This window comes from Pseudomonas oryzihabitans, assembly GCF_024652905.1.
Classification (GTDB): domain Bacteria; phylum Pseudomonadota; class Gammaproteobacteria; order Pseudomonadales; family Pseudomonadaceae; genus Chryseomonas; species Chryseomonas benzopyrenica.
This window is the reverse complement of record NZ_CP102428.1, coordinates 2,856,692-2,882,873: the sequence shown is the minus strand read 5'-3', so window position 1 is coordinate 2,882,873 and position 26,182 is coordinate 2,856,692. Positions and strand designations below refer to the sequence as shown.

Annotated in this window: 28 protein-coding genes; 12 read left to right on the top strand and 16 right to left on the bottom strand. The window is 65.9% G+C overall.

Going from position 1 to position 26,182, the window contains the following annotated elements:
* Nucleotides 1-213 precede the first annotated feature (213 nt).
* Genes moaC through moaE form a run of 3 tightly spaced genes read left to right on the top strand, consistent with a single transcriptional unit; the run spans nt 214 to nt 1,396 of the window.
* Nucleotides 214-693 (top strand): cyclic pyranopterin monophosphate synthase MoaC, encoded by a 480-nt coding sequence (gene moaC / locus NRG74_RS13355; RefSeq protein WP_184292155.1) that lies wholly within the window; start codon nt 214-216, stop codon nt 691-693.
* Nucleotides 690-941, top strand: coding sequence for a MoaD/ThiS family protein (locus tag NRG74_RS13350; RefSeq protein WP_017639126.1), 252 nt, complete (start codon nt 690-692; stop codon nt 939-941). The genes moaC and NRG74_RS13350 overlap by 4 nt, the downstream gene beginning before the upstream one ends.
* A gap of 2 nt (nt 942-943) precedes the next feature.
* Nucleotides 944-1,396, top strand: coding sequence for a molybdopterin synthase catalytic subunit MoaE (gene moaE / locus NRG74_RS13345; protein ID WP_064309232.1), 453 nt, complete (start codon nt 944-946; stop codon nt 1,394-1,396).
* Nucleotides 1,397-1,648: 252 nt separating this feature from the next.
* Here moaE and rhlB read toward each other — a convergent pair whose 3' ends face one another.
* The 3 genes from rhlB to NRG74_RS13330 all read right to left on the bottom strand — a co-directional run bounded on the left by rhlB (nt 1,649) and on the right by NRG74_RS13330 (nt 5,032).
* Complete coding sequence (gene rhlB, locus NRG74_RS13340; RefSeq protein WP_257704401.1) at nt 1,649-3,142, bottom strand: ATP-dependent RNA helicase RhlB; 1,494 nt, start codon at nt 3,140-3,142, stop codon at nt 1,649-1,651.
* 95 nt (nt 3,143-3,237) lie between these two features.
* A complete protein-coding gene (locus NRG74_RS13335) occupies nt 3,238-4,188 on the bottom strand; it encodes a GGDEF domain-containing protein (protein WP_064309355.1) in 951 nt (316 codons plus the stop codon).
* Nucleotides 4,189-4,387: 199 nt separating this feature from the next.
* Nucleotides 4,388-5,032, bottom strand: coding sequence for an alpha/beta hydrolase (locus NRG74_RS13330; RefSeq protein WP_064309356.1), 645 nt, complete (start codon nt 5,030-5,032; stop codon nt 4,388-4,390).
* Nucleotides 5,033-5,415: 383 nt separating this feature from the next.
* Here NRG74_RS13330 and NRG74_RS13325 point away from each other — a divergent pair, with 383 nt between their 5' ends.
* The 7 genes from NRG74_RS13325 to NRG74_RS13295 all read left to right on the top strand — a co-directional run bounded on the left by NRG74_RS13325 (nt 5,416) and on the right by NRG74_RS13295 (nt 11,827).
* The gene (locus tag NRG74_RS13325; RefSeq protein WP_017639131.1) at nt 5,416-6,444 is read left to right on the top strand and encodes an amino acid ABC transporter substrate-binding protein; all 1,029 of its coding nucleotides are present in this window, start codon (nt 5,416-5,418) and stop codon (nt 6,442-6,444) included.
* 100 nt (nt 6,445-6,544) lie between these two features.
* Entirely contained in the window at nt 6,545-7,732 is a 1,188-nt protein-coding gene (locus NRG74_RS13320; RefSeq protein ID WP_017639132.1) for an amino acid ABC transporter permease, read from the top strand.
* A gap of 9 nt (nt 7,733-7,741) precedes the next feature.
* On the top strand, nt 7,742-8,842 hold the full coding sequence (locus NRG74_RS13315; protein ID WP_257704393.1) for an amino acid ABC transporter permease: 1,101 nt from the start codon (nt 7,742-7,744) through the stop codon (nt 8,840-8,842).
* 10 nt (nt 8,843-8,852) lie between these two features.
* A complete protein-coding gene (locus tag NRG74_RS13310; RefSeq protein WP_017639134.1) occupies nt 8,853-9,620 on the top strand; it encodes an amino acid ABC transporter ATP-binding protein in 768 nt (255 codons plus the stop codon).
* A gap of 265 nt (nt 9,621-9,885) precedes the next feature.
* Complete coding sequence (pcsA, locus tag NRG74_RS13305; protein ID WP_085982652.1) at nt 9,886-10,578, top strand: phosphatidylcholine synthase; 693 nt, start codon at nt 9,886-9,888, stop codon at nt 10,576-10,578.
* A 2-nt stretch (nt 10,579-10,580) separates the two neighbouring features.
* Nucleotides 10,581-10,901, top strand: coding sequence for a GIY-YIG nuclease family protein (locus NRG74_RS13300; RefSeq protein WP_184292161.1), 321 nt, complete (start codon nt 10,581-10,583; stop codon nt 10,899-10,901).
* On the top strand, nt 10,889-11,827 hold the full coding sequence (locus NRG74_RS13295) for a glutathione S-transferase family protein (RefSeq protein WP_257704389.1): 939 nt from the start codon (nt 10,889-10,891) through the stop codon (nt 11,825-11,827). The genes NRG74_RS13300 and NRG74_RS13295 overlap by 13 nt, the downstream gene beginning before the upstream one ends.
* 59 nt (nt 11,828-11,886) lie before the next feature.
* Here the strand turns inward: NRG74_RS13295 and NRG74_RS13290 are convergent, their stop codons facing one another.
* From NRG74_RS13290 to NRG74_RS13270, 5 genes are all read right to left on the bottom strand, one after another.
* On the bottom strand, nt 11,887-12,507 hold the full coding sequence (locus NRG74_RS13290) for a flavin reductase family protein (protein WP_257704387.1): 621 nt from the start codon (nt 12,505-12,507) through the stop codon (nt 11,887-11,889).
* A 10-nt stretch (nt 12,508-12,517) separates the two neighbouring features.
* Nucleotides 12,518-12,988: a metallophosphoesterase family protein gene (locus tag NRG74_RS13285; protein ID WP_257704385.1), complete on the bottom strand. Its 471-nt coding sequence runs from the start codon at nt 12,986-12,988 to the stop codon at nt 12,518-12,520.
* A gap of 9 nt (nt 12,989-12,997) precedes the next feature.
* The gene (locus NRG74_RS13280) at nt 12,998-14,527 is read right to left on the bottom strand and encodes an apoptosis inducing factor family protein (RefSeq protein ID WP_257704383.1); all 1,530 of its coding nucleotides are present in this window, start codon (nt 14,525-14,527) and stop codon (nt 12,998-13,000) included.
* A gap of 79 nt (nt 14,528-14,606) precedes the next feature.
* The gene (locus tag NRG74_RS13275) at nt 14,607-15,521 is read right to left on the bottom strand and encodes a cation diffusion facilitator family transporter (protein ID WP_184292183.1); all 915 of its coding nucleotides are present in this window, start codon (nt 15,519-15,521) and stop codon (nt 14,607-14,609) included.
* A complete protein-coding gene (locus NRG74_RS13270; protein WP_017639149.1) occupies nt 15,521-15,946 on the bottom strand; it encodes a hypothetical protein in 426 nt (141 codons plus the stop codon). Before NRG74_RS13270 ends, NRG74_RS13275 begins: the two co-directional genes overlap by 1 nt.
* Before the next feature lie 102 nt (nt 15,947-16,048).
* Here NRG74_RS13270 and hrpB point away from each other — a divergent pair, with 102 nt between their 5' ends.
* Nucleotides 16,049-18,553 (top strand): ATP-dependent helicase HrpB, encoded by a 2,505-nt coding sequence (hrpB, locus tag NRG74_RS13265; protein ID WP_257704376.1) that lies wholly within the window; start codon nt 16,049-16,051, stop codon nt 18,551-18,553.
* A 119-nt stretch (nt 18,554-18,672) separates the two neighbouring features.
* The gene (locus tag NRG74_RS13260) at nt 18,673-19,101 is read left to right on the top strand and encodes a pyridoxamine 5'-phosphate oxidase family protein (protein WP_068382992.1); all 429 of its coding nucleotides are present in this window, start codon (nt 18,673-18,675) and stop codon (nt 19,099-19,101) included.
* A gap of 4 nt (nt 19,102-19,105) precedes the next feature.
* Here the strand turns inward: NRG74_RS13260 and NRG74_RS13255 are convergent, their stop codons facing one another.
* The 8 genes from NRG74_RS13255 to NRG74_RS13220 form a co-directional block, all read right to left on the bottom strand.
* Nucleotides 19,106-20,314: an amino acid deaminase gene (locus NRG74_RS13255; RefSeq protein WP_257704372.1), complete on the bottom strand. Its 1,209-nt coding sequence runs from the start codon at nt 20,312-20,314 to the stop codon at nt 19,106-19,108.
* Complete coding sequence (locus NRG74_RS13250) at nt 20,311-21,084, bottom strand: IclR family transcriptional regulator (RefSeq protein ID WP_068382996.1); 774 nt, start codon at nt 21,082-21,084, stop codon at nt 20,311-20,313. The genes NRG74_RS13255 and NRG74_RS13250 overlap by 4 nt, the downstream gene beginning before the upstream one ends.
* Nucleotides 21,085-21,098: 14 nt before the next feature.
* Nucleotides 21,099-21,485 carry a RidA family protein gene (locus NRG74_RS13245; RefSeq protein WP_059313667.1) on the bottom strand — a complete coding sequence of 129 codons (387 nt, stop codon included), beginning with the start codon at nt 21,483-21,485 and terminating at the stop codon, nt 21,099-21,101.
* 28 nt (nt 21,486-21,513) lie between these two features.
* Nucleotides 21,514-22,290, bottom strand: coding sequence for an amino acid ABC transporter ATP-binding protein (locus NRG74_RS13240; protein ID WP_257704369.1), 777 nt, complete (start codon nt 22,288-22,290; stop codon nt 21,514-21,516).
* Entirely contained in the window at nt 22,287-22,949 is a 663-nt protein-coding gene (locus tag NRG74_RS13235; RefSeq protein ID WP_160924018.1) for an amino acid ABC transporter permease, read from the bottom strand. Before NRG74_RS13235 ends, NRG74_RS13240 begins: the two co-directional genes overlap by 4 nt.
* 10 nt (nt 22,950-22,959) lie before the next feature.
* Nucleotides 22,960-23,622: an amino acid ABC transporter permease gene (locus tag NRG74_RS13230; protein ID WP_064307400.1), complete on the bottom strand. Its 663-nt coding sequence runs from the start codon at nt 23,620-23,622 to the stop codon at nt 22,960-22,962.
* Nucleotides 23,623-23,670: 48 nt separating this feature from the next.
* Entirely contained in the window at nt 23,671-24,450 is a 780-nt protein-coding gene (locus NRG74_RS13225) for a transporter substrate-binding domain-containing protein (RefSeq protein WP_223855486.1), read from the bottom strand.
* A gap of 268 nt (nt 24,451-24,718) precedes the next feature.
* The gene (locus NRG74_RS13220; protein WP_257704365.1) at nt 24,719-26,179 is read right to left on the bottom strand and encodes an N-acyl-D-amino-acid deacylase family protein; all 1,461 of its coding nucleotides are present in this window, start codon (nt 26,177-26,179) and stop codon (nt 24,719-24,721) included.
* Nucleotides 26,180-26,182: the final 3 nt, after the last annotated feature.

Sequence of the window (26,182 nt, the reverse complement as noted above, 5' to 3'; positions counted from 1 at the left end):
AAAAGTAGCCGAGCGAAGGTCAAGCAAGGCAAAAATCCGTGAGGAAGCGGAGTTTACGAGTGGTAAATGAGCATTCCGAACGGATTTTTAACGCAGCATGACCGAGCGCAGGCACTTTTTTAGACACAGCCCACGATCCCCGTCTGGTCACGGGCGGGGATCAAATCCCTAGCCGCAGGTCTACAATGGCAGGTCCTTTCCAGGAGTCATGCCGTGCTGACCCATCTCGATTCCCAAGGCCGTGCCAACATGGTCGATGTCACCGACAAGCAGGTGACCTTCCGTGAAGCCACCGCCGAAGCCCGGGTGCGCATGCGTCCGGAAACCCTCGACCTGATCCAGAGCGGCGGCCACCCCAAGGGCGATGTCTTCGCCGTGGCCCGTGTCGCCGGCATCCAGGCAGCCAAGAAGACCGCCGATCTCATCCCGCTCTGCCATCCGCTGATGCTGACCGGCGTCAAGGTCCAGCTGGCCGCGGAAGCGCCCGATGCGGTGCGGATCACCGCCACCTGCAAGCTGTCCGGGCAGACCGGGGTGGAGATGGAGGCCCTGACCGCAGCCAGTGTCGCGGCCCTGACCCTTTACGACATGTGCAAGGCGGTCGATCGGGGCATGACCATCGAGGCGGTACGCCTGCTGGAAAAGAACGGCGGCAAGAGTGGCCACTTCCGCGCCGAGGAGCAGCCGGCATGATCCGCGTGCAATTCTTCGCCCGCTATCGCGAGGTGTTGGGTCTCGCCGAGGACAGTCTGGCCTGGGAGCCTGATCTGGCCACCGTTGGCGACCTGCGCGAGCACCTGGTCCAGCGCGGTGGAATCTGGACCGAGACTCTGGGCGAGCGCGGTCTCATGTGCGCCCGCAATGAAGAACTCTGCGGGCTGGCCGAGCCGCTGCGCGATGGCGACGAAGTCGCCTTCTTTCCCACCGTGACCGGAGGCTAGGCATGGCCATTCGTGTACAGGCTGCGGCTTTCGATCCTGGCCAGGAGCTCAATGCCCTGCATGCCGCCAACACCGGCATCGGTGCCGTGGTGGGTTTCGTCGGTTATGTACGGGACTTCAACGCTGGGCGCGACGTCGGCGGGCTGTTCCTCGAGCACTTTCCCGGCATGACCGAGAAGGCCCTGGCGCGCATCGTCGAAGAGGCGAATCAGCGCTGGCCGCTGCTTAACGTCGATATCCTGCATCGCATCGGTCGCCTGGAGCCGGGCGAACCCATCGTCTTCGTCGGTACCGCCAGCGCCCATCGCCAGGCGGCCTTCGAGGCCTGCAATTTCGTGATGGACTATCTCAAGACCCGCGCACCCTTCTGGAAGAAGGAGGACACATCCGAGGGCCCGCGCTGGGTGGATGGGCGTGCCAGCGACCAAGACGCCGCGGGGCGTTGGACGACGTAGGGGAAAACCGCACAGCGTTTTCCACGTAGTGCTCCGGCTGTTGGTGGATGAGGCTGCGCCGTCATCCACTCTACGACCTATCTTGTAGGAGCGACTGTCTTATCGCAGTCATGGCCATGATAGACCGTAGGTTGGGTTGAGACGGTTCCATCGTCGAAGCCCAACAGTGGCGGCCCTCGAGGCAATGTTGGGCTTCGCTGCGCTCAGCCCAACCTACCGCGGCCCGTAGGAGCCGTGGTGGGGCAGCGCTACTCAGCGCTGCCGCGGGACCGGCTTGAGCAACTCGGCTGGCGGCATCTCGCAACCGATCTTGCGCCCCAGCAGGGTTTCGATGGGCGGCAGGGCGAAGGCGTCGTCCTCACCGGCGAAGCTGATGGAGGTACCGCTGGCGCCGGCACGACCGGTACGACCGATGCGGTGCACGTAGTCGTCCGGGTCTTCCGGTAGGGTGAAGTTGATCACGTGGCTGATGCCGTCGACGTGAATGCCGCGACCGGCCACGTCGGTGGCCACCAGCACGCGGATCTTGCCGGCGCGGAAGCCTTCCAGGGTCTTGATGCGCTTGTGCTGGGGCACATCGCCGGACATCTGGGCGGCGCTGATGCCGTCCTTGGTCAGGCGTTCTTCGATGCGGCGCACCTCGTCGCGACGGTTGGCGAACACCATCACCCGCTCCCAGTTGTTCTGGGCGACCAGATTGTAGAGCAGGCGATACTTGTCGCTGGAGGACACGGCATAGACGTGCTGCTCGACGGTGTCGCTGGCCACGTTTTCCGGCTCGATCTCGACGATGGCCGGATCGGTGGTCCACTGCCGCGCCAGGTTCATCACGTCGTCGGTGAAGGTGGCGGAGAACAGCAGGGTCTGGCGTTCGCTCTTGGGCGGCGTCTGGCGGATGATCTGGCGAACCTGGGGAATGAAGCCCATGTCCAGCATGCGGTCGGCCTCGTCCAGCACCATGACCTCGACCATGTCCAGATGCACCTCGCCGCGCTGGTTGAAGTCCAGCAGACGGCCCGGGGTGGCGACCAGGATGTCGCAATAGCGCGCTTCGAGCTGCTTGAGCTGCTTGTCGAAGTCCATGCCGCCGACAAAGCTCATGACGTTCAGGCCGGTGTACTTGGCCAGATCCAGAGCGTCGTTGGCGATCTGCACCACCAGCTCGCGGGTCGGCGCGATGATCAGCGCTCGCGGCTCGCCCATGTACCTTTCCTTGGGCGGCGGGGTGGTCAACAGCTGGGTGATCGTCGAGATCAGGAAGGCCGCGGTCTTGCCCGTGCCGGTCTGGGCGCGGCCGATGGCGTCCTTGCCCTTGAGGGTGAAACCCAGCACCTGCGCCTGGATCGGCGTGCAGTAGGGAAAGCCGAGGTCGTGGATGCCGTGCATCAGCCGCGGATCCAGCTTGAAGTCGTGGAAGCGCGTCTTGCCTTCCTGGGGCTCGACGGCGAAGTCTTCCAGTTTCCAGGTGTCGATCGGCTTGGGCTTGCGCGGGCTGCGTTCGCGACGTGGCTTGGCGGATTTTTCCACCTGGGCGCGCGGCTCCTGGGGGCGGGATTCCTGGCTGCGGGTTTCGCCTGGGGTACGCGGTTTGCGCGGCGCACGCTCGGCCTGGGGCTCGGGCGCGATCGGGGCAGGAGAGGAGGGGGCTTCAGGAGCGGCGCTGGGGGTAGCTTGGGGCGCAGGGGAGGGGGTCGGCTGAGCGACCTCTTGATCCTTGCCCAGAAATTTTTTGAGTGCCTTGAGCACGGAGGGTCTCGATCATCGAAAGCGGAATGAGACCGCAGTGTAAAGCAACCTACGTGCCCGGCAACAACTACCTGCCGAACGCAAGCGCAATCCGCTCAGCCGCTGATCCGATTGCGCCCGGCATCCTTGGCCTGATAGAGCGACTTGTCCGCGCGCCCGACCAGTTCGTCCAGGGAATCGGCCTTGCGCATCTGCGCCAGTCCAATGGACACGGTGACGCCCGGCAGCTTGCCGCAGGGTGAATAGAAATCCTTGATCTCCGCCAGGCTCTGGCGCAGGCGCTCGGCAATGGCGATCGCCTCGTCGCGATCGATTTCCGGCAACAGGATGACGAACTCCTCGCCCCCATAGCGCGCCATGCTGTCCTTGGGTCTCAACTGGTCGCGCAGGGTATTGGCGACCAGGCACAGGGCATAGTCGCCCGCCAGATGACCATGGGTGTCGTTGTAGCGCTTGAAGTGATCGACATCCAGCATCAGCAGGCTCAGGGGCTGCCGATTGAAGGCGCAACGAGTGCTCTCGCGCTCGAACAGCTGCTCGAGGCGCCGCCGATTGAACAGGCCGGTCAGCGTATCGACATTGGCGTTGCGTTCGGTGTCGACGATGAGCTGGTTGCCACGGCGCATCCGCTCACAGAGGATGCCGAGCAGGTTGTGCATGGCCTTGGAAGAACGCTCGATCAGCTCCAGCACCAGGTCGCGATGCAGGCAGAGCACCTGGGTGTCGGCTTCGGCGATGACGTGGGCGCTGGGCCGCTCGCTGTCCATGAAGCTGATCTCGCCCGAGCATTCGCCTGGGCCGAGCAGATAGATGGGCGGATTTTCCGGCGAGCCCAGGTGGACTCGCAGGCGACCTTCCAGGATGAGGTACATGTACTGGTTGATCATGGCGGGCGAGAGCAGGCACTCACCGGCGACCAGACTGCGGGTGGCCGAGCGGGCGATCAGGGCTTCCAGCAGGTAGGTCTCCACGCCCTTGAACAGGCGCAGGTCCTTCAGGGAAGCGACCGGTACTTCGGCCAGCCAGGCCGACAAGGGGGCAGCCATCAAAGGATCACCCCGGGGGCTGAAAGGAAAACTCGGGCCATAGCTGCTCCATGCACATCACGACCTTCAGGCACCCCTACTGGACCGGATGGGTACCTCAAAGTTCGTTCGCTTGGCCCTGTCCGGGCCTCCATTCGTGCCCGGATTCCGCAAACTGTCGACCGGTTTCCAAAAACGCAACGGCTCGGCGATTCGGTCTTTATTTTCCGCCGAGACGTGCCAGCAGCCAGCCCTGAATATCCTGGATTTCCGCGGGAATGACCTCGTGGCGCATGGGATAGCTGTGCCAGAGCGCTTCCACGCCGGCGGCCACCAGCGCTTCGTAGGCAGCGCGCCCCAGGGCCAGGGGTACCACGTCATCCTGGTCGCCATGCAGGCACAGCACCGGGGTGGCACCACCGCGGTTGACCTGGGCGTCTTCGAAGCTGGGCGCATAGGTCGATAGCGCCATGACGCCACCCAGGGTAGGGCAGGCGGTGTTGTAGGCGGTATGCAAGACCACGGCGCCTCCCTGGGAGAAGCCGGCCAGCACGATGCGTTCGGCAGGAATGCCCTGGTCCTGCTGGGTCTCGATCAGCGCCTGCACCGTGGCGGCCGATGCATCCAGCTGAGCGCGGTCGATGGCCCGGGCCGGATTCATGGCCAGGATGTCGTACCAGGAGGGCATGGCCCAGCCACCATTGATGGTGACCGCCTGGGTCGGTGCCTGAGGCAGGACGAAGCGGGTTGTGGTCAGGGTGCGCTGCAACAATTCGGCAACGGGTTCGAAGTCATGCTGGGTGGCTCCCAGGCCATGCAACCAAATGACGCAGCTATCGGCGGTTCCGCTGGGCGATTCCAGCACAAGAGGCGAATTTTCCAAGGCTTTGCTCCAGTTTGGTGCCACTAAAAATGGGTGTGGTAACAGATGGTGCACAAAATGCGTGTCGCATTTTCGTAATTTAGTTGTCCGGCTTTTTGCTCGAAGTCTCGCGATTGCCGGGTTTGAGCCAAGTGAGCTTCTGTCGCATTCACTGGTCCGCAAATTGCCTCATCTAGGCTGCGGCCAGGTAGTGCACTAACAGGTAACACTGACTCACTGCTTCGTCATGCCTTCCAGTGCGTCTCCTTCTTCCCTTGATGAAGGACGCCCAGGGATCGGGTGGGCGGGTTCCACGGCAATCAGGCGAGAGACATCGTGCTGCCGTGCGACTGGAACGTAATTCATAAACAAAGTGGAGCTTATCGATGAAGATGGTGAAGTCTACCCTGGCAATTCTGACCACCGCCGCTGCTCTTGGCCTGTCCGGCATGGCTCACGCAGGCGCTACCCTGGATGCGGTGAAGAACAAAGGTTTCGTGCAATGCGGCGTCAGCGATGGCCTGCCGGGCTTCTCCTTCACCGACTCCAAGGGTGACTACAAGGGCATCGACGTCGACGTCTGCCGCGCCGTGGCCGCTGCGGTCTTCGGTGACTCCACCAAGGTTCGCTTCACTCCCCTGACCGCCAAGGAGCGTTTCACCGCGCTGCAATCCGGCGAGATCGACGTGCTGTCGCGCAACACCACCTGGACCAGCTCCCGCGATGGCGGCATGGGTCTGATCTTCGCCGGCGTCACCTACTATGACGGCCAGGGCTTCCTGGTGAGCAATAAGCTGGGTGTGAAGAGCGCTAAGGAACTGGACGGCGCCACCGTGTGCATCCAGGCCGGTACCACCACCGAACTCAACCTGGCCGACTACTTCCGTTCCAACGGCATGAAGTTCACCCCCATCACCTACAGCACCTCGGACGAGAGCGCCAAGTCGCTGGAAGCCGGTCGTTGCGACGTCCTGACCTCCGACCAGTCGCAGCTGTACGCCCAGCGCAACAAGCTGTCCAAGCCCGACGACTACGTCGTGCTGCCCGAGGTGATCTCCAAGGAGCCGCTGGCACCGGCCGTGCGGCGTGGCGACGAAGACTGGCTGACCGTGGTCAAGTGGTCGCTGTTCGCCATGGTCAACGCCGAAGAGCTGGGTCTGACCTCTGCCAACGTCGAAGCCCAGGCCAAGGACTCCAAGAACCCTGACGTGCGTCGTCTGCTCGGCGCCGATGGCGAATTCGGCAAGGATCTGAAGCTGCCGAAGGACTGGGCGGTGAAGATCGTCAAGCAGGTGGGCAACTACGGCGAAGTCTTCGAGCGCAACGTCGGCATGGGCAGCGACCTGAAGATCAAGCGTGGCCTCAACGCCCTGTGGAATGCAGGCGGTCTGCAGTACGCCCCGCCGGTCCGTTGATCTCGGCGCCTTAGTCGCCGAACACCTTCCGGATGTGCAGATTCTCGCCCTGCAGCGCTGACCGCGCTGTGGGGCGAGAATTTAATGAGGCTCCAAGTAGATGCAAAACGTTAGCAAACCGTCCGCACCGGTCCGTGGGTCGCTGCTCACCGACCCGCAGGTACGCTCCTGGCTGTTCCAGATCGTGGCCGTGGTCGCCGTGGTGGCCTTCGGCTGGTTCCTGTTCGACAACACCCAGACCAACCTCGCCAACCGGGGCATCACCTCCGGCTTCGGCTTTCTCAACAACACCGCCGGCTTCGGCATTCCCCAGCACCTGATTCCGTACAGCGAAGGCGATACCTACGGGCGCGTCTTCCTGGTCGGTCTGCTCAACACCCTGCTGGTGTCGGTCATCGGCATCTTCCTGGCGACCATCATCGGCTTCAGCGTGGGTGTGGCGCGGTTGTCGAACAACTGGCTGCTGCGCAAGGTCGCCACGGTCTATATCGAGACCTTCCGCAACATTCCGCCGCTGCTGCTGATCTTCTTCGTCTATTTCGCCGTGCTCGCGCCGCTGCCGGGTCCGCGCCAGAGCCTGACCCTGGGCGATGCCTTCTTCGTCAACAACCGCGGCCTGTACATGCCAGCGCCGATCGCCGATGCCGGCTTTTTGCCCGGTCTGATCGCGCTGCTGATCGCCATCGTCGCCAGCGTGGTGGTGGTGCGCTGGGCGCGCAAACGGCGGCATGCCACCGGCCAGCGCTTTCCGGTGCTGTGGACCGTGCTGGCGCTGCTGATCGGGATCCCTCTGCTGGCGGCCCTGGTCTTCGGCAGGCCGTTGCACTGGGAAGTACCGGAATTGCAGGGCTTCAACCTGCGCGGCGGCTGGGTGATCATCCCCGAGCTGGTCTCCCTGGCATTGGCCCTGTCGGTCTATACCGCGGCCTTCATCGGCGAGACGGTGCGCGGTGGTATCCAGGCGGTCAGCCACGGTCAGACCGAGGCGGCCAGCTCCCTGGGGCTGCGTCCGGGCCTGACCTTGCGGCTGGTGATCATTCCCCAGGCCTTGCGGGTGATCATTCCGCCACTGACCAACCAGTATCTGAACCTGATGAAGAACTCCTCGCTGGGCGCCGCGGTGGGCTATCCGGAGATGGTGGCGCTGTTCGCCGGCACCGTCCTGAACCAGACCGGCCAGGCCATCGAGACCATGGCCATCACCATGAGCGTCTACCTGGCCATCAGCATCAGCATCAGTATCCTGATGAACTGGTACAACAAGCGCATCGCGCTGATCGAGCGTTAAGGAGCGCGTATGAGTAACCAGACCCATACCTTCAAACCGGACCTGCCGCCGCCGCCTTCCAGCGTCGGTGCCCTGGCCTGGATTCGAGGCAATCTGTTTTCCAGCATCGGCAATACCCTGCTGACGCTGTTCGGTCTCTACCTCGTCTGGCTGATCGTGCCGCCGGTGGTGAACTGGGCCTTCATCAATGCCACCTGGAGCGGCAGCACCCGTGCCGATTGCGCCCCGGGTGGCGCCTGCTGGGTGTTCATCAAGGAGCGCTTCGGGCAGTTCATGTACGGCTTCTACCCCGGCGATCAGCGCTGGCGTGTGGATCTGACCGTGGTGATCGCCGTGATCGGCGCCATCCCGCTGTTCCTCGACAGTTTCAAGCACAAGGCCCGTTACGGTCTGGCCCTGCTGGTGATCTATCCGCTGGTGGCCTTCTGGCTGCTGTATGGCGGTTTCGGTCTGCGCGTGGTGCCCACCACCGAGTGGGGCGGCCTGATGCTGACCGTGGTGATCGCCGCCGTGGGTATCGTCGGCGCCTTGCCGCTGGGCATTCTGCTGGCCCTGGGACGGCGCTCCAAGCTGCCGGCGATCAAGGTCATCTGCGTGACCATGATCGAGTTCTGGCGGGGTATCCCGTTGATCACGGTGCTGTTCCTGTCGTCGGTGATGCTGCCGCTGTTCCTGCCCGATGGCATGAACCTCGACAAGCTGTTGCGCGCCATCGTCATGGTGATCATCTTCGAGGCGGCCTATATCGCCGAGGTGGTGCGGGGTGGCATGCAGGCCATTCCCAAGGGCCAGTACGAAGCCGCTGCGGCCATGGGGCTGGGCTACTGGCGGACCACCGGCCTGGTGATCCTGCCGCAGGCGCTCAAGCTGGTGATCCCAGGCATCGTCAACACCTTCATCGCGCTGTTCAAGGATTCGAGCCTGGTGGTCATCATCGGCCTGTTCGACCTGCTCAACAGCATCAAGCGCGCCACCTCCGACCCGGCCTGGCCTGGTCTGTCCACCGAAGGCTATGTGTTCGCCGCCCTGGTCTTCTGGATTTTCTGTTTCGCCATGTCCAGCTACTCCGCCCGTCTGGAGCGCAAGCTGAACACCGGCCACAAGCGTTAGGAGTCAACAGATGAACGTAAGCAACAAGCAGCCGGTCGACAGCAGCAAGGTCATGATCCAGCTCAAGGACGTGAACAAGTGGTACGGCCAGTTCCACGTGCTCAAGGACATCAACCTGACCGTCACCCAGGGCGAGCGCATCGTGCTGTGCGGACCGTCCGGCTCGGGCAAGTCCACCACCATCCGCTGCATCAATCGCCTGGAAGAGCACCAGAAGGGCCAGATCATCGTCGACGGCACCGAGCTGACCAACGATCTCAAGCAGATCGAGACCATTCGCAGCGAAGTCGGCATGGTTTTCCAGCACTTCAACCTCTTCCCGCACCTGACCGTGCTGCAGAACTGCACCCTGGCGCCCATGTGGGTGCGCAAGCTGCCGAAGAAGCAGGCCGAAGAGATCGCCATGCACTACCTGCAGCGGGTGCGCATTCCCGAGCAGGCCCACAAGTTTCCGGGCCAGCTGTCCGGTGGCCAGCAGCAGCGCGTGGCCATCGCCCGGGCGCTGTGCATGCAGCCGCGCATCATGCTGTTCGATGAGCCGACCTCGGCGCTCGACCCGGAGATGGTGAAGGAGGTGCTGGACACCATGATCGGTCTGGCCCAGGACGGCATGACCATGCTCTGCGTGACTCACGAGATGGGCTTTGCCCGCACTGTGGCCAACCGGGTGATCTTCATGGACAAGGGTGAAATCGTCGAGCAGGCCGCTCCGGACCAGTTCTTCGACAACCCGCAGAATGAGCGTACGCGCCTGTTCCTCGGGCAGATCCTGCACTGAGACGCGACCGGGGTGGACACCCATCCGCCCCGGTCTACCTGCGAACCCAATCACGGGCGTTCGGCGGGAAGGCGGGCAAAGGACCTCAAGGCGCGGTATCCTCGATGTTTGGCGCCCGGTTTCCGGGGTCGGCGGTCAAGGTCCGCCTTGCCGTTCACCGGCTTCATTGTCGATTTCGCAGCGCATCGCTAGAACGAGCGGTGCGCCGGGCAGTCGAAGCCGTCATCATAGAGAGACGCCCGTGAACTCCATTTCCCATCCGCTCATGCTGACAAAAGCCAAGGCCTGGGGCGCCCATGCGGTGACCTCCAGTGGTGTGATCCTCGCGCTTCTGGCGCTGCTCGCTTTGGTCGACGGTCAACCCAAGGGTTGCCTGATGTGGCTCGGCATCGCCCTGCTCGTCGACGGGCTCGACGGCACCCTGGCGCGCAAGTTCGAGGTCAAGCGGGTACTGCCCCACTTCGACGGTTCGGCGCTGGACCTGGTGGTCGACTACCTGACCTACGTGTTCATTCCAGCCATCTTCATCTATCGCTTCGTCCCCTTGCCGCCGCACTTCGAGCTGGTGGCGGTGGGCATCATCCTATTGTCGTCGCTGTTCTGTTTCTGCAATGTGAACATGAAGAGCGCCGACAACTATTTCGTCGGTTTTCCCGCGGCCTGGAACGTGGTGGCGCTGTATTTCTACGTGCTGGACCTGGCGCCCTGGTTCAGCATGGCGGTGGTGCTGGTACTGGCCGCTCTGACTCTGACCCGGGTCAAGTTCCTGCATCCCTTCCGCGTGCGCCAGCTGATGGCGGTGAACATCACCGTGACCTCCATCTGGCTGCTCAGCAGTGCCATGATGGTGTTCGTGCATCCCGACAAGCCGCTGTGGCTGATGGTGCTCTGGTTCGCCAGCGGCATCTACTTCGTCGGCGTGTGCGTCTGGCGTACCGCCCGGGAGTGGTTCGCCTGACGGTGAGCGACGTCCCCCTGCCACCCGCGCGCACCTGGTATGTCTACCTAGTGCGTGCCGAGAATCAGGCGCTCTATTGCGGCATCAGCGATGATCCCGAGCGCCGTTTTGCCCAGCACCGCAGTGGCCGCGGTGCCCGCTTCTTCGCCTCCAGCCCGGCCCAGGCGCTGGTCTATGTGGAAGCCTGCGGCGACAAGTCGGCCGCCCTGCGCCGCGAAATCCAGATCAAGAAGCTACCCAAACGAGCCAAGGAATCCCTGGTGCTGGCCCTGTCCGGCACCCTGTCCGAGGCTGATTCAGGAGTGCTGTCATGTCCGAGCTGATTCTGCATCACTACTGGCAATCGCCCTTCGCCGAGAAGGCGCGCCTGCTGCTGGGCTTCAAGGGGCTGGCCTGGCGTTCGGTGATCATTCCGCGGATGCTGCCCAAGCCCGAGTTGGTGACCCTCACCGGTGGATATCGCAGGACGCCGGTGCTGCAGGTGGGCGCGGACGTCTATTGCGACACGGCCCTGATCGCTCGCCGCCTGGAGGCGGAAAAGGCCGTGCCGGCGTTGTTCCCGGAAGGCCAGGAGGCGGTCGTGGCCGCCTTTGCCGGCTGGGCGGACTCGGTGCTGTTCCAGCACGCCGTGGCGCTGATGTTCCAGCCGGAGATCATGGGGCCGCGCCTGGCCAGCCTGCCGCCGGAGCAGGCCCAGGCCTTTCTGGATGACCGCAAGGCGCTGTTCAGCGGCGGCAGCCTGAACCGCCTCAGCCCCGAGCAGGCCCGGCAGCAGTTGCCGACCCTGCTGACCCGGTTGGAGATCCAGCTCCAGCGTGCCTCCGGTGAATTCCTCTTCGGCGCGCCCTCGGTGGCCGACATCGCCCTGGCTCACAATTTCTGGTTCCTCAAGAGCACGCCGCAGCTGGCGCCCTTGATCGACGAGCGCCCCGAGATCGCCGCCTGGTTCGCCCGAGTGCTGGGTTTCGGCCACGGTACCCACGAGGATCTCGGTGCCGCCGAGGCGCTGGAGATCGCCAGGACGGCGGAGCCGGTGGCCTTGCCGCGTGACCAGGCGCTGGCCGTGGAGGGCTTTGCCTGGGGCGAGCGAGTGAGCGTGGCGGCGACCGACTATGGCGTGGATCCCGTGGTGGGTGAGCTGGTCCATGCCGATAGCGAAGCCCTGGTGATCCGTCGCCACGATGAGCAGCTGGGGGCCATCCAGGTGCATTTCCCGCGCCTGAATTTCCGCGTCAGTGCGGCGAATTAGCCCTCGCGAGAACAACAACGGCGCCCAAGGGCGCCGTTTTGCATTCCGGAGCGAGCCGGTCAGTCCGGACGGCGCATGCGGAACAGCGCGGCCTCGGTGATCTCGAAATAGTCGGCCGGGCCACCGCCCCGCACGATGGGACGAGCGGCCGCGGTCTGGTAGATGCCATCCTTGAGCAGGCGCTTGTCGATATGGGCGGCGACCACCTCGCCCAGTACCAGCCATTGGTCCAGGTCGTCACCGGCAGCGGTCTTGAGCCGTACGATCTGGCTCAACTTGCATTCGAAGGCCACCTGGGCCCGAGCGACCCGTGGCACCTTGACGAGGGTGGAGGGTGCGGGCTCGAGGCCGGCCAGGGCGAATTCGTCCACCTCCGGCCCGACCATGGCGCTGCTGGCGTTCATCTCCTCGGCCAGTTCGCGGGTGGCCAGATTCCAGACGAATTCACCGGTGCGCTCGATATTGGCCACGCTGTCCTTGTAGCCCTGGCTGGAAAAGCCGATCAGCGGCGGCTTGTAGTTGAAGGCGTTGAAGAAGCTGTAGGGCGCCAGGTTGAGGATGCCGGCTTCGCTTTGCGAAGAGATCCAGCCAATGGGGCGCGGCGCGACGATGGCGTTGAAGGGATCGTGGGGCAGGCCATGGCCCTGGGCGGGTTCGTAGGAGTAGTAGTCGATGCTCATCGGGGTTCCTTCAGGAAGTGAGTTCCAGGATCTCGGCCTGGATCTGGCCGGCGTCCAGGGTCAGGCGGCCGACGCTGATTGGCAACCGAAAGCGCCGTGGGCCGGCGCTGCCGGGGTTGACGTAGAGTACGCCATCACGCGTTTCGATCAGCGGCTTGTGCGAGTGCCCGCTGACCACCACGCGCACTGCGGCGCCGGCGGTCTCCAGGTCGAGCTCCGGCAGGATGTGCAGCATATGGACGTTGACCCCGGCCAAAGTCAGAGTGACGCGCTCGGGGATGTCATCGGCCCAGGGCACGTCGTCGTTGTTGCCCCGGACCACGGCCAGAGGTGCCAGCTCGCGCAGGGCGTCGAGGATCTCCGGCTTGCCGATGTCGCCAGCGTGCAGGATGAAATCGCTGCCGGCCAGGGCCTCCAGAGCCTGCGGCCGAAGCAGACCATGGGTGTCGGCGATCAGGCCGATGCGATAGGGATTGGCCATGGCAGCTCCTCAGTTGGCCTGGACGATGTCCAGGGCCTCGGCGCGTCCCAGCGGCTGGCGCAGACGCTGGGACAGGATGGCGGTGGCACGCTCTCGTTGGCAGGCGACTACACCCACTACCAGATCCTCGGCCAGCAACAGGGCGACGAAGGTCTGATCACCCAGGCTGCCGTCGAGGTGCATGTCATCCCACTGGCGGGGGTGGCCGAGGTATTCGTAACGCTTGCCGTGGTGCAGGGTCCAGAAGAAGGGGACGTCGGCATAGGCCTCGGCCTCGCCGAGCAGATTACGTGCTGCCAGGCGGCCGTGCTGCTGAGCCAGGCGCCAGTGCTCGATCCGGGTCGGCCGGCCGGCATAGGGGAAGGTGGCCAGATCGCCGACGGCGTAGAGACCCTCGGCGGCCCTGAGCTGGCCGTCGACCGGGACGCTGCCGTCGTCGGCCAGGGGCAGGTTGACGAGGAAGGCAGTCGCCGGGGCGATACCGGTACCCACCAGTACTAGGTCGGCGGGTAGGCGGGTACCGTCCTTGAGCCTGACCTGGCGGACCTGACCCTCGCCTTCGAAGCCGATCACCTCGCTGGGCGCGTGGAAGATGACGCCATTGGCCTCGTGCAGGGTCTTGAAGTGCTGGCCCAGGGTCTCGCCCATCTGCTTGACGAAGGGTAGGGAGGCGGGGGAGACCACGTCCACCGCCAGGCCCTGCTTGCGCAAGGCGGAGGCGGCTTCCAGGCCGATGAAGCTGGCACCGACGATCACCGCGCGGCCCTCGGCGGGCAAGTCGGCCAGGATGGCGGCCGCGTCAGCGCGGGTCCGCAACAGTTGGATGCCCTTGAGGTCGGCGCCGGGAACGTCAAGCGGCCTGGGTTCACCACCGGTGGCGAGAACACAGCCGTCGTAGGTCAGGGTCTGGCCGTTGGCGAGTTCCAGCTGGCGGGTCTGGGGATCCAGGCGAGTCACCTCGGCGTGCAGGCGTTCGATGTGCTGCTGACGGAAGAAGTCGGCCTCGCGCAGCGGCGGCGCTTCGTCGGGGGCCTTGTCGCCCTGGAGGACGAATTTGGACAGGGCGGTCCGATCATAGGGCTCGCCCGGTTCCTGGCCGACCAGCAAGAGGCGACCGCCAAAGCCGAACTCACGCAGGGCAGCGGCGGCGGCCGTGCCTGCGGCGCCGGCGCCAACGACGACGAGCAGGCGCTCGTCACTTTGGGTTTCGGCCGCTTGTGAGGGCAGTGGCTGGGTACCGACCAGCACCTCACCATCGCGCACCTCCACCGGATAGCGCTGCAGGGCGTCCAGCGCCGGCGGTTCGCATAGGCTGCCATCGTCGACGGCAAAGCTCGCCTTGTGCCAGGGACAGACCAGCCGCCCCTGGCAGACGGCGCCCTCGGCCAGCGGGGCACCGGCATGGGGACAGTGGGCCTGGAAGGCCCGCACCTGGTCGCCGACGCGCAGTAGCAGGATTTCGATGTCTTCGATCTTGACCGCGGTGCCACGGTCTTCGCGCAGGTCGGCGAGGCGCGCGACCGGGTGCAGGGTTTTCATGGTGGGCTCCGGCGCCGTCTGGGACGCTCTCAAATCAGGCTATGCAGATTCGAGGGAGCGCAACGGTGCCGGGTTCCGCTCAGGTGGCGGGCGGCAGCGGATGACGATGGGGCACGTCGGGCGCATCCAGCGGATCGGCGTGGACCAGCACCTCGGCCTGGGGGTACTCGGCGCGGATGGCCGCTTCCACTTCGTCGCACAGCACATGAGCGCGGGACAGGCTCATCTGCCCCGGCAGCTCCAGGTGCAGTTGCACGAACCAGTGATTGCCGGAGAGACGGGTACGCAAGTCATGGGCACCGATCACACCGGGTACCTGGCAGGCCAGCTGCAGCATGTGCTCGCTGATGTCGGCGGGCAGTTCCTGGTCCATCAGCACGCCGAAGGAGTCACGGGCGATGCCATAGGCGCTCCAGAGGATGTAGAGGGCGATGGCCAGGCCGAACAGCGGATCCAGCCAGTACCAGCCGAAGCCGGTCAGCGCCAGGGCGATCAGGATGCCGACGTTGAGCAGCAGGTCGGAGCGATAGTGCAGAGCGTCGGCGCGGACCACCGTGGAATCGGTGAGACGGATGACGTGTTGCTGGTAGGCCACCAGCACGGCGGTCAGGACCAGGGAAAACAGGGTGACGACGATACCCAGGGCATGGGCGCCAAGGGGCTCGGGTTGCTGCAGGCGACCGATGGCCTGCCAGGCGATGAGTACGGCGCTGACGCCGATGAACACCGCCTGGGCGATGCCGGCCAGGGATTCGGCCTTGCCATGACCGTAGCGGTGGTCGTCGTCCGCGGGCTTGAGGGCGTAGTGCACCGCCAGCAGGTTGAACACCGAGGCCAGGCCATCGAGCAGCGAATCGGTCAGGCCGGCGAGCAGACTGACCGAGCCGCTGAACCACCAGGCCACGGCCTTGGCCAGGATCAGCGTCGTCGCCACCGCTACCGAGGCGGCGGTGGCGCGACGCAGGAGCCGCTCGGTGCGGTGTGGGTCGCTCATCAGGCGCGCGGCGCGAGACCCAGGCTGGCGAGCTGCTCGTTGCTGCCGCTGCGCTGCAGCAGGCGCGGATCGTCCAGCGGCAGGTTGTGACCGGTAGCCTGCTGGATGATGGCCTTGAGGCGCGCGCGATCAACGCTGCCGTCCGGGTTCACCGCCTTGTTCAGCTCGCTCGGATCGACCTCGGCGCGCTTGTTGTCGGGCAGGTAGATGGCGCCGGTGGCGAAGTCCACGCCAAAGGCGATCAGGCCGGGAATGATGTAGAACAGCAGGCCGATGGCATCGAGGGCGACGATGCCCGGATCGATCCGGCCACTGCCGGTGATCTGGCCGCGGCGCTCGGGATAGAACAGCGAGCCGCAAGCGGTCAGCTGGGTGAACAGGGCGGCGGCGAGGACGCCACACACCGCGCGGGTACGCATCGACATAGACAACCTCCGGTTGGATGAGGACGCCACTATAGCGGCCGGAATCACGGCGGGCGAGACGCTTTATACTGCCCGCCCCGTTGAGACCACCGGCCGAGCCCCATGACGCCCTTGCCCATCGATGTTGTCCTGCCCGAGCTGCGCCAGGCCCTCGCCCACCGCGATGACTGCGTGCTGGAAGCGCCGCCCGGCGCCGGCAAGACCACCCGGGTGCCCCTGGCGCTGCTGGACGAACCCTGGCTGGCCGGTCAGCGCATCCTGCTGCTGGAGCCGCGCCGGCTGGCAGCGCGCGCCGCGGCCGAGCGCCTGGCCGCGGAGCTGGGCGAAGGCGTCGGCGAGACGGTGGGCTATCGCATCCGCCTGGAGAGCCGGGTAGGTCCGCGCACCCGCATCGAGGTGGTCACCGAGGGCATCCTTACCCGCCGGCTGCAGGACGATCCGGCGCTGGACGGTGTCGGCCTGGTGATCTTCGATGAATTCCACGAGCGCAGCCTGGACGCCGATCTGGCCCTGGCGCTGACCCTGAGCGGGCGCGAACTGCTGCGCGATACGCCGCTCAAGGTGCTGGTGATGTCCGCCACCCTGGAAGGCGAGCGTCTCGCTGCCTTGCTCGGCGAGGCGCCGGTGGTGCGCAGCGAAGGCCGGATGTTTCCGGTCACGACCCGCTGGAGTCGACCGCTCGGCCAGGACGAGCGCCTGGAAGCGCGGGTGGCCGCCACAGTGTTGCAGGCATTGGACGAGGAAACTGGCAGCCTGCTGGTATTCCTGCCCGGGCAGGCGGAGATCCGGCGCACCGCCGAGCGCCTGACGGAGCAGCTGCCTGCCGGGGTGTTGCTCTGTCCGCTGCATGGCGAGCTGGAGCTGGCGGCCCAGCGCGCCGCCATCGAGCCGGCGCCGGCCGGCAGCCGCAAGGTGGTGCTGGCCACCAATATCGCCGAGACCAGCCTGACCATCGAAGGGGTGCGGGTGGTGGTGGACGCGGGCCTGGCGCGGGTGCCGGCCTTCGATCCCGGCAGCGGCATGACCCGCCTGACCACCCGCCGTATCTCCCGCGCCTCGGCCACCCAGCGCCAGGGCCGCGCCGGTCGCCTGGAGCCGGGCGTCTGCTATCGCCTCTGGTCGGAAGAGCTGCACCAGCAGTTGCCGGCCTACGACAACGCCGAGATCCTCCAGGCCGATCTGGCCGGGCTGGCCCTGCAACTGGCGCGCTGGGGCATGAGCGCCGAGGAGCTGGCCTGGCTCGATGCGCCGCCCGCCGCCGCCCTGGCCCAGGCCCGCGACCTGCTGATGCGCCTGGGTGCCCTGGACGCTCAGGGTGTGCTCACCAGCCACGGGCAGGCCATGAGCGGCCTACCGGCCCATCCCCGACTCGCGCACCTACTGTTGCGTGGTCAGGCCTGGGGCCTGGCCGAGCGCGCCTGCGCGATCGCTGCGCTGCTGGGCGAGCGCGACCTGGCCCCGGGGCAGGGCGCCGACCTGCATACCCGTCTGCTGCTCCTGGCCGGTGAGGGGCGCGGCCCGCGCGGCGGGGTGGCGCGCATTCGCCAGCTGGTCCGTCAGTACCGTGGCCTGCTGCGTGGCCAGGCCGAGCGGCCAGTGGACGATCCCGAGCACCCGCGCTGGACCGGCGCCCTGCTGGCCTGCGCCTATCCGGATCGCATCGCCCAGCAGCGCAAGGCCGGCGGCCAGGACTATCGCCTGGCCAATGGTCGGGCCGCCAGCTTTGGCGAGCCAGACGGGCTGATGAAATCGCCCTGGCTGGTGGTGGCCGACCTGGGCAGTCGCCAGGGGCAGCGCGAGGAGCGCATCTACCTGGCCGCCGAACTGGATCCGGCATTGTTCGAGGGGCCGCTGGCCGAGCAGGTCGTGAGCCACGATGAATTGGACTGGGACGAGCGCGAAGGCGTCCTGCGCGCCGAGCGCCAGCGACGGGTCGGCCAGCTGGTGCTGAGTCGCGAACCGCTGAAGAACCTGGACGCCGCGGCCCGCAGCCGCGCGCTGTTGGGATTGGTGCGGCGCAAGGGCCTGGAGTTGCTGCCCTGGACACCGGAGTTACGCCAGTGGCAGGCGCGGCTGACCTTGCTGCGCCAGCTGGATCTGCAGCAGAAGCAGGCGAGCGACTGGCCGGACGTCAGCGACGCGGCCCTGCTGGCCAACCTGGAAGACTGGCTGCTGCCCTACCTGGACCGCGTCACCCGCCTGGCCCACTTCGCCAATCTGGATCTGGCAGACATGCTCCAGGGGCTACTGCCCTGGCCGCTGCCGCGGCAGCTGGACGAGCTGGCCCCGCGTACCCTGGCGGTACCCTCCGGCTCCAACATCCGCCTGGACTACAGTGAGCACCCGCCGGTGCTGGCGGTGCGGTTGCAGGAGCTGTTCGGCCTGGCCGATACCCCGCGCGTCGCCGGTGGGCGCCTGGCGGTCAAGCTGCACCTGCTTTCCCCGGCGCGGCGTCCGGTGCAAGTCACCCAAGACTTAGCCAGCTTCTGGGCCAATACCTATGGCGAGGTGAAGAAGGATCTCAAGGGTCGCTATCCCAAGCACTACTGGCCGGACGATCCGCTGATCGCCGAACCGACGGCGCGGGCCAAGCCCAGGGGGACCTGAAGTCGGCAGCGCAGTCTGTCTGAAAAGCCGGGTCGGCGGCTGCGCGTCGGAACCAAGCGGCAGCAGCTCCGGGTCTGAATTCAGACGGGCACTGCCTGCCCCCTACCGGAGCGATACCCATGGCCGACAAGACCCTGCACGACCTGTCCAAAGCGATGAGCGATCTGGATTTCTGCATGCTGACCACCGGCACCGGACGCCTGACCAGCCGGCCGATGAGCAACAACGGCGACGTCGAGTACGACGGCGATTCCTGGTTCTACGCCTATGACGACTCGGCCAAGATCCGCGACATCGAACAGGATCCGGCGGTGGGCCTTAGCTTCAGCGAGGGCAAGAGCCTGCTGGGCAAGCCCGGTATCTTCATCGGCATCGAGGGCCGCGCCGAACTGATCCGTGACAAGGCGCAGTTCGAGGCCCACTGGACCAAGAATCTGAATCGCTGGTTTCCCCAGGGTACCGACACGCCCGGCATGATCCTCATCAAGGTGCATGCCGAGCGCATCCGCTACTGGGATGGCGAGGAAGAGGGCGAGCTGCGTCCCTAGCGCCTCAGAAGCAGGTCGCGAAGGTCTCGACCACCTGCAGCCCCTCGTCGACGATGCAGCCCTGGCGCCACTTGTCGAAGGTCAGGCAGGGATGGGAAGTACCCAGGGCGATGATGTCGCCGATGGCCAGCGCGGTCCCCGGGGCCACGACCATGAAGGCGTGCTGGTCCATGATGGCGGTGACGGTACAGTCGCTGACATCGACGGCTTCGCTGGCGGCCTGACCCGGTCGATAGCGGCGTAGTGGCAGTGGCAGGCCGGCATCGTGGGCAATGTCGCGCTTGCCCAGGGCGAGGATGGCGAAACCGGGTTCGGGCATGGATTGCACGTGGGCCCAGACTTCCAGCGCCGGTTGCAGGCCCTCGTCGAGACCGGTGCGGGCCAGGACGCCACACTGGGCATCGCAATAGATCCCGTGGTCATGGACCACATAGCTGCCGGGACGCATGACGGCGAGAAAGCGCTCGCGCACTTCCAACTGGTCGAAGGCAGAGGCGATCAGGTCGTACCAGGCCGAGCCCGAAGCGGTGACGACGGGCCGGTCGAGGGCGAAGGCTCCCTGGCCACGCAACTCCTCGGCCAAACGCACCAGGGAATCGGCGAAGGCGCGGATGTCGGTCACTGCCTCGGCGCCGTGAATCACGCCCTCGTAACCTTCGATGCCGGTCAGCCGCAGCGCCGGTTGTCCGGCGATGGCGCGGGCCAGTTCACGCACCTCGGCTTCGCTGCGGCAACCGCAACGCCCACCAGGCACGCCGTATTCGATCATCACCTGCAGCGCCAGGCCGCGTGCGCCAAAGAATGCACCCAGAGCGCTGACCTGGTCGGGATGATCCACCAGGCAATGGAAGTCGAAGTCTGGATCGGCGGTGAGCAGTTCGGCGATCAGCGCCATGTTCGGCGCTCCCACCAGCTGATTGGCCATCAGTACCCGACGCACGCCGTGGGCCTGGGCGGCGCGAGTCTGCACCGTGGTGGCCAGGGTCATGCCCCAGGCGCCCGCGGCCAGTTGTCGCTGGAACAGCGCCGGCGCCATGCTGGTCTTGCCGTGGGGCGCCAGCTCGGCACCGCGCTCGCTGGCGAAGGCCTGCATCCAGGCGATGTTGTGGTCGAGTGCGTCCTGGTGGATGACCAGGGCGGGCAGGGCGATGTCGCTGAGCAGGCTGGCACCAGGACTGGCGGCGCCTTTCTCGGGGGCATGTAGAGCGGTCATGGATTCTCCTGGCCGCCCAGGCGCTGGGACAGGCGGCGAGCGCTGTCGACCAGCACCTGGCGGTACTCGGCATGGTGGGCCTGTGCATCGGCGCGGGGCGCGACGATGCACAGGGTGGCGATGTTCAGGCCGCTGGCATCCTGCACCGGAGCGGCGAAACAATGGGTATAGGTGTCGGCGATGCTGTCGAAGGAAAAGAAGCCTTCGGCGCAGGCGCTGCGGATCTCGGCGATAAAGGTCGCCGGGGGCAGGCGGCTGCCGTCGGGCAGGATGAAGTCGTCCGGATCGATCAGGGCGAGGATCTCGGCATCGCTCAGGTGACCGAGCAGCAACCGGCCGGAGGCGGTCCAGGGAATGGGCGCGTCCTCGCCGACGTTGGAGGAGATGCGAAAGGCGCGAGCGCCTTCCTTCATCAGCGAGACGGTGTACTTGCGGCCGTTGAGCTGGCACAGCTGGGCGGTCTCGCGGGTCTGGGCGACGATGTCGTCCAGCAGCAGCCCGGCCTCGCGGGCCAGGTCGAAGTGGCGCAGGTGCGCCTGACCGAGAAAGTACAGCTCGCGGCCCAGGTAGACCTGGCCGTCGCGGCCCACGGCATCGAGCATGTGCCGCTCCAGCAAGAGGCCGACCAAGTCGTAGACGGTGGACTTGGGAATGCCCAGGCCTGCGGCGATCTCGTTGGGGCGCAGCGGCCGACCCACCCGCTTGAGGTGATCGAGGATGTCGAAGGCGCGGTCCAGGCCGCGGGCTCTCTGGCGGGTAGGTTCGGTCATCTGTGCGATTTGTCTCAGGCCTTGGGTTTGTAGGCGATGCAGTCGATCTCGACCTTGCAGTCCACCATCATGGAGGACTGCACGCAGGCGCGCGCCGGCGCGTTGCCGGCGAAGTATTCGGCGAACACCTTGTTGAAGCTCCAGAAGTCACGCGGATCGTCCAGCCAGACGCCAGCGCGCACCACGTGCTCCAGACCGTAGCCGGCTTCATTGAGGATGGCGATCAGATTCTGCATGGTCTTGTGGGTCTGGGCGACGATGCCGCCGTCGATGATCTCGCCATTCTCCATGGCCACCTGGCCAGAGACGTGCAGCCAGCCATCGGCTTCCACCGCGCGGGCGAAGGGCAGGGGTTGGCCACCTGCGCCTCGTTCGCCGGCGCCGTAACGGATGATGCTCATAAGGGTGCTCCTGTAGCGGGGATGGGATTCAAAAAGAGGTCCGGCCGAGGAAATCGGCGAGACGGGTGGAGCGCGGCCGCTCGAAGAGTTCGCGGGGCGGACCCTGCTCTTCGATGCGACCCTGGCTCATGAAGACGATGCGATCCGACACCTCGTGGGCGAATCTCATCTCGTGGGTCACCAGCAGCATGGTCATGCCATCCTGGGCCAGGTCCTTGATCACCGCCAGCACCTCGCCGACCAGCTCCGGGTCCAGCGCCGAGGTGGGTTCGTCGAACAGCATCAGACTGGGATTCATGGCGATGGCGCGGGCGATGGCCACGCGCTGCTGCTGACCGCCGGAGAGCTGGCCGGGATGGTAATCGCGGCGCTCGATCAGTCCGACCCGGCGCAGCCACTGCTCGCCGATGGCTATGGCTTCGTCCTTGCCCAGCTTCTTGACCTTGCGCAGGCCAAGGGTGACGTTTTCCAGGGCGGTGAGGTGGGGAAACAGATTGAACTGCTGGAAGGCCATCCCGGTGAGCGAACGCTGGCGGGCGACCTCGCGCTCCGGCAGGCGCTGGCGGCGGCCGCCGTCTTCGCGGTAGCCGATGGCCTCGCCGGCCAGCTGGATGCTGCCACCCTGGAAGTCTTCCAGCAGGTTGACGCAGCGCAGCAGGGTAGTCTTGCCCGAGCCACTGGAGCCGATCAGGGTCACCACGTCGCCACGGTAGAGGCTGAGATCGATGCCCTTGAGCACCTCCACGGTGCCAAAGCTCTTGTGCAGGCCGTCGATGCTGAGCAGGGGAGCGTTGAGGTCGGTCATGGCAGGGTCACCCGTTTTTCCAGGTAGCGGCCGAGCCGCTCGATGGCGAAGTTGATGAGAAAGAACAGCAGCCCGGCGAACAGATAGAACTGCAGGGTCATGAAGGTGCGGGCGATGACCTGCTGGCTGCTCAGCAGCAACTCGGCCACGCCGATCACCGAGAGCAGGGTGGAGGCCTTGACGATTTCGGTGGAGGCGTTGACCCAGGTCGGCAGGATCTGGCGCAGCGCCTGGGGCAGGAGCACCTCCTTGAGACTCTGGGCGAAGGTCAGGCCGATGGCTTTGGCCGCCTCGTGCTGGCCACGGGGAATGGCCTGCAGGGCGCCGCGGACGATCTCCGCCACGTGGGAGCCGCAGAACAGCAGCAGCGCCGCGGTGCCGGCCTGGAAGGGCGTGGGTCGCAGGCCCAGCGCCGGCGCCATGTAGTAGCAGGCCAGCACCAGCACGAACACCGGGGTGCCGCGGATCAGGTCGGAGTAGAGGCGGAACGGCAGGCGCAGCGGCCAGCGGCCATAGGTCAGCGCCAGGCCGCCGAGGGTACCCAGCAGGGTGCCGCCGAGCACCGCCAGTACCGAGCAGGCCAGGGTGGTGGCGAAACCGGCGGCCAGGGTCTGGCGGGCGTTCCACAATTCCAGGAACCAGGAGGGGGCTTCGTACACGATACGGCTCCTAGCGGGTCAGGCTAAGCCGCCGTTCCAGCTGGCGCAGCAGCAGGGCGATGACGTAGCAGGTGAGGATGTAGAGGAGGCTGGTCACCAGCCAGGTCTCGATGACCCGGTAGCTTTCCAGGTTGATCTTGCGTGCCTGGTAGGTCAGCTCCGGCACGGCGATGGCCGCCGCCAGGGAGGTGTCCTTGAACAAGGAGATGAAGCTGTTGGAAAGCGATGGCAGGACGTTGCGCAGCATCACCGGAATGATGACGTAGGCCTTGATCTGCCATTCGCGCAGGCCGATGGCCAGGCCCGCCTCGCGCTGGCCCTTGGGAATGGCCATGAGGCCGCCGCGAAACACCTCGGCCAGGTAGGCGCCGGCATAGAGCGCCAGGGTGATGAGAAAGGAGCTGAGCTTGTCCAGGCGGATACCGACGCTGGGCAGGGCGAAGTACAGCAACAGGATCAGCACCAGGATTGGGGTGTTGCGCACCAGGGTGACGTAGCCCGCCGCCAGCCAGCGCAGTGCCCGCACCGGCGAGAGCAGGGCGAAGGCGGTGGCCAGGCCGATCAGGCAGCCGATGGCGATGCCGACCAGGGCCAACTGCAGGCCAAGGGCGAGCCCGGCCAGCAGGTGGTCCAGGTTCTGCCACACGGGGGCGAAGTTGAGGGTGTAGTTCATGCTCGACGTCTACCTAGAGGGCGCGGACAGGCCGCGCCGGGGCCAGGATCACTTGAACTCGACGGGGAAGCCGATCGCCGGGGACGGCAACTCGACGCCGAACCACTTCTTGAAGGAGGCCTGGTAGGTGGGGAATTCCACACCGGTCATGGCCTCGTGCAGGGCGGTGTTGACGAAGTTCAGCCAGTCCTGGTCGCCGCGCTTGACCGCGCAGGCGTAGGTCTGGGGGCTCCAGGCATAGTCGGGCGAGCGGTAGCGACCGGGATTCTGGGTCATCAGGTACTTGACCGAGGACTGGTCGGTGGCCACGGCGTCGGCACGGCCCGTACCCAGGGCCTGGTAGAGCAGGTCGACGCTGTCGTACTGGTCGACCTTGGCGCCGGGCAGTGCCTGGTGCACCAGTTCCTCGGCATAGACGTTCTGCAGCACGGCCACGGTCAGGTCGCCCTTGGCCGCCTTGAGGTCGTCGATCTGCTGATAGCGGCTGTTGGCCGGCAGGAGCAGGGCCACGCCTTCACGGTAGTAGGGCAGGGTGAAGGCCACCTGCTGAGCGCGGCTGGCGGTCACGGTGATGAACTGGCAGCTGATGTCGACCTTGTCGGTGAGCAGGTTGGGGATGCGCGCATCCGAGCCCTGCACGACGAACTCGACCTTTTCTGGATCGTTGAACAGGCCCTTGGCGATGACCTTGGAGATATCGATATCGAAGCCCTGCAACTTGCCGTCGGCGCCTTGGAAGTGCCAGGGAGCGTTGGTGCTGCCGGTACCCACCACCAGATGGCCGCGCTTGAGCACGTCATCCAGCTTGGCCGCCTGGGCGCCGGTCATGGCGACCAGACCAATCAGCAGCCCCAGCGCTTTCCACCCCTTCGTCTTGCCTGTCATAGCGTCTCTCCGTTTCCGTTATAGCGGAAGTAGGTTCGTAACAACGGAATAGATTGCAGCGACTGTGCCAGCTTTTTCGACGGCTTTGCAAATCAATGGCTTGGCTTGAACGACGGGCAAAGAAGCGGCTCCCGGTGCCTTGGGTGGCACCGGGAAGTGGCGGAAGGTAACGGCGGCGCACCAGGTCGGGACGTTACCCGGTAGCGTTCGATCAGCCGCGTGGGAAGGTTTGCCGCAGGTCCCCGGCACGGGGCAGGAAGCGGCCATGGCGCTCGTCGATGCTTTGGCCCGGCGCATAGGCCAGACGGCCATTCACCCAGACGGCGTGGATGCCTTCGGCGGGGCGCTGTGGCTCGCTGAAATCGGCCACATCGCGAATACGGGCAGGATCGAACAGCACCAGGTCGGCATGGGCGCCTGGTTCGATCAGGCCGCGATCCTTGAGGCCGAAGCGCGCGGCGGACAGGCCGGTCATCTTGTGCACGGCGGTGTGCAGGGGGAAGAGACCGAGGTCACGGCTGAAATGGCCGAGCACCCGCGGGAAGGCGCCCCAGAGGCGCGGATGGGGGAAGGGATCCTCGGGCAGGCCGTCGGAGCCGATCATGCTCAGCGGATGGGCCAGGATCAGCCGCACATCGGCCTCGCTCATGCCGTAGTAGACGGCACCCGCTGGTTGCAGGCGACGGGCGGCTTCCTGCAGGTCCAGGCCCCAGTCGGCGGCGATGGCGGCCAGGTCGCGGCCGCCGCACTCGGGATGCGGGGTGGACCAGGTGATGGTGATGCGGTGCCGGTCGGTGACTTGCTTGAGATCCAGGGTGGAGGAGCTGGCGGCATAGGGATAGCAGTCGCAGCCGACCCGTTGGGTCTGCGCGGCCTCGGCCAGGGCGCCCAGCAGTTCCGGCGCACGGCCCCAGTTGTCCACCCCGGCGCACTTGAAGTGGGAGACCACCACCGGTGCCCGGGCCTGGCGGCCGATGTCCAGGGCTTCGTCCAAGGCCTCGTGCACCGCGGCGAATTCGCTGCGCAGGTGAGTGGCATAGAGTCCGCCCACGGCGTCCAGCTCCGCGGCCAATTCGGCTACTTCTGAGGTCGGCGCCCCTACGGCGGAGGCATAGGCCAGCCCGCTGGAGAGCCCCAGGGCGCCAGCCGCCAGGCTTTCACGCAATTCAAGGCGCATGGCGGCGATTTCGGCCGGAGTGGCGGCACGCTGGAGATCGTCCAGGTGGTTGCTGCGCAACGCCGTGTGGCCGACCAGGGCAGCCACGTTGACGCCGGGCTGCGCCCGTTCCACGGCGGTGCGGTAGGCGGCGAAGGTGGGATAGACGAAGGCCATGGCCGGGCCGAGCAGATTCAGCGGGTCCGGCGGCTCGCCACGTAGCCGCACCGGGGCGGCGCTGATGCCGCAGTTGCCCACCACCACGGTAGTGACTCCCTGGCTGAGCTTGGGCAACTGCTCGGGGCGGCGGATGACCATGGTGTCGTCATGGGTGTGAACGTCGATGAAGCCAGGCGCCAGCACCAGGCCGCTGCCGTCGCGGACCTCTCGGGCTGGTTCAGTGGCCAGGTCGCCCAGCTTCTGGATACGTCCGGCTGCGATAGCGACATCGAGCGGCCTGCCCGGACGGTCGTGGCCGTCCAGCACCAAGGCATTGCGAATCAATAAGTCGTGCATGCT

Bases quoted from the DNA above. Each gene is read 5' to 3' on its own strand.
- NRG74_RS13350 (WP_017639126.1), top strand. From the start codon at position 690: ATGATCCGCGTGCAATTCTTCGCCCGCTATCGCGAGGTGTTGGGTCTC.
- moaE (WP_064309232.1), top strand. From the start codon at position 944: ATGGCCATTCGTGTACAGGCTGCGGCTTTCGATCCTGGCCAGGAGCTC.
- NRG74_RS13335 (WP_064309355.1), bottom strand. From the start codon at position 4,188: ATGGCTGCCCCCTTGTCGGCCTGGCTGGCCGAAGTACCGGTCGCTTCC.
- NRG74_RS13325 (WP_017639131.1), top strand. From the start codon at position 5,416: ATGAAGATGGTGAAGTCTACCCTGGCAATTCTGACCACCGCCGCTGCT.
- NRG74_RS13320 (WP_017639132.1), top strand. From the start codon at position 6,545: ATGCAAAACGTTAGCAAACCGTCCGCACCGGTCCGTGGGTCGCTGCTC.
- NRG74_RS13315 (WP_257704393.1), top strand. From the start codon at position 7,742: ATGAGTAACCAGACCCATACCTTCAAACCGGACCTGCCGCCGCCGCCT.
- NRG74_RS13310 (WP_017639134.1), top strand. From the start codon at position 8,853: ATGAACGTAAGCAACAAGCAGCCGGTCGACAGCAGCAAGGTCATGATC.
- pcsA (WP_085982652.1), top strand. From the start codon at position 9,886: ATGCTGACAAAAGCCAAGGCCTGGGGCGCCCATGCGGTGACCTCCAGT.
- NRG74_RS13295 (WP_257704389.1), top strand. From the start codon at position 10,889: ATGTCCGAGCTGATTCTGCATCACTACTGGCAATCGCCCTTCGCCGAG.
- NRG74_RS13290 (WP_257704387.1), bottom strand. From the start codon at position 12,507: ATGAGCATCGACTACTACTCCTACGAACCCGCCCAGGGCCATGGCCTG.
- NRG74_RS13285 (WP_257704385.1), bottom strand. From the start codon at position 12,988: ATGGCCAATCCCTATCGCATCGGCCTGATCGCCGACACCCATGGTCTG.
- NRG74_RS13280 (WP_257704383.1), bottom strand. From the start codon at position 14,527: ATGAAAACCCTGCACCCGGTCGCGCGCCTCGCCGACCTGCGCGAAGAC.
- NRG74_RS13275 (WP_184292183.1), bottom strand. From the start codon at position 15,521: ATGAGCGACCCACACCGCACCGAGCGGCTCCTGCGTCGCGCCACCGCC.
- NRG74_RS13270 (WP_017639149.1), bottom strand. From the start codon at position 15,946: ATGTCGATGCGTACCCGCGCGGTGTGTGGCGTCCTCGCCGCCGCCCTG.
- hrpB (WP_257704376.1), top strand. From the start codon at position 16,049: ATGACGCCCTTGCCCATCGATGTTGTCCTGCCCGAGCTGCGCCAGGCC.
- NRG74_RS13260 (WP_068382992.1), top strand. From the start codon at position 18,673: ATGGCCGACAAGACCCTGCACGACCTGTCCAAAGCGATGAGCGATCTG.
- NRG74_RS13255 (WP_257704372.1), bottom strand. From the start codon at position 20,314: ATGACCGCTCTACATGCCCCCGAGAAAGGCGCCGCCAGTCCTGGTGCC.
- NRG74_RS13250 (WP_068382996.1), bottom strand. From the start codon at position 21,084: ATGACCGAACCTACCCGCCAGAGAGCCCGCGGCCTGGACCGCGCCTTC.
- NRG74_RS13245 (WP_059313667.1), bottom strand. From the start codon at position 21,485: ATGAGCATCATCCGTTACGGCGCCGGCGAACGAGGCGCAGGTGGCCAA.
- NRG74_RS13240 (WP_257704369.1), bottom strand. From the start codon at position 22,290: ATGACCGACCTCAACGCTCCCCTGCTCAGCATCGACGGCCTGCACAAG.
- NRG74_RS13230 (WP_064307400.1), bottom strand. From the start codon at position 23,622: ATGAACTACACCCTCAACTTCGCCCCCGTGTGGCAGAACCTGGACCAC.
- NRG74_RS13225 (WP_223855486.1), bottom strand. From the start codon at position 24,450: ATGACCGGCGCCCAGGCGGCCAAGCTGGATGACGTGCTCAAGCGCGGC.
- NRG74_RS13220 (WP_257704365.1), bottom strand. From the start codon at position 26,179: ATGCACGACTTATTGATTCGCAATGCCTTGGTGCTGGACGGCCACGAC.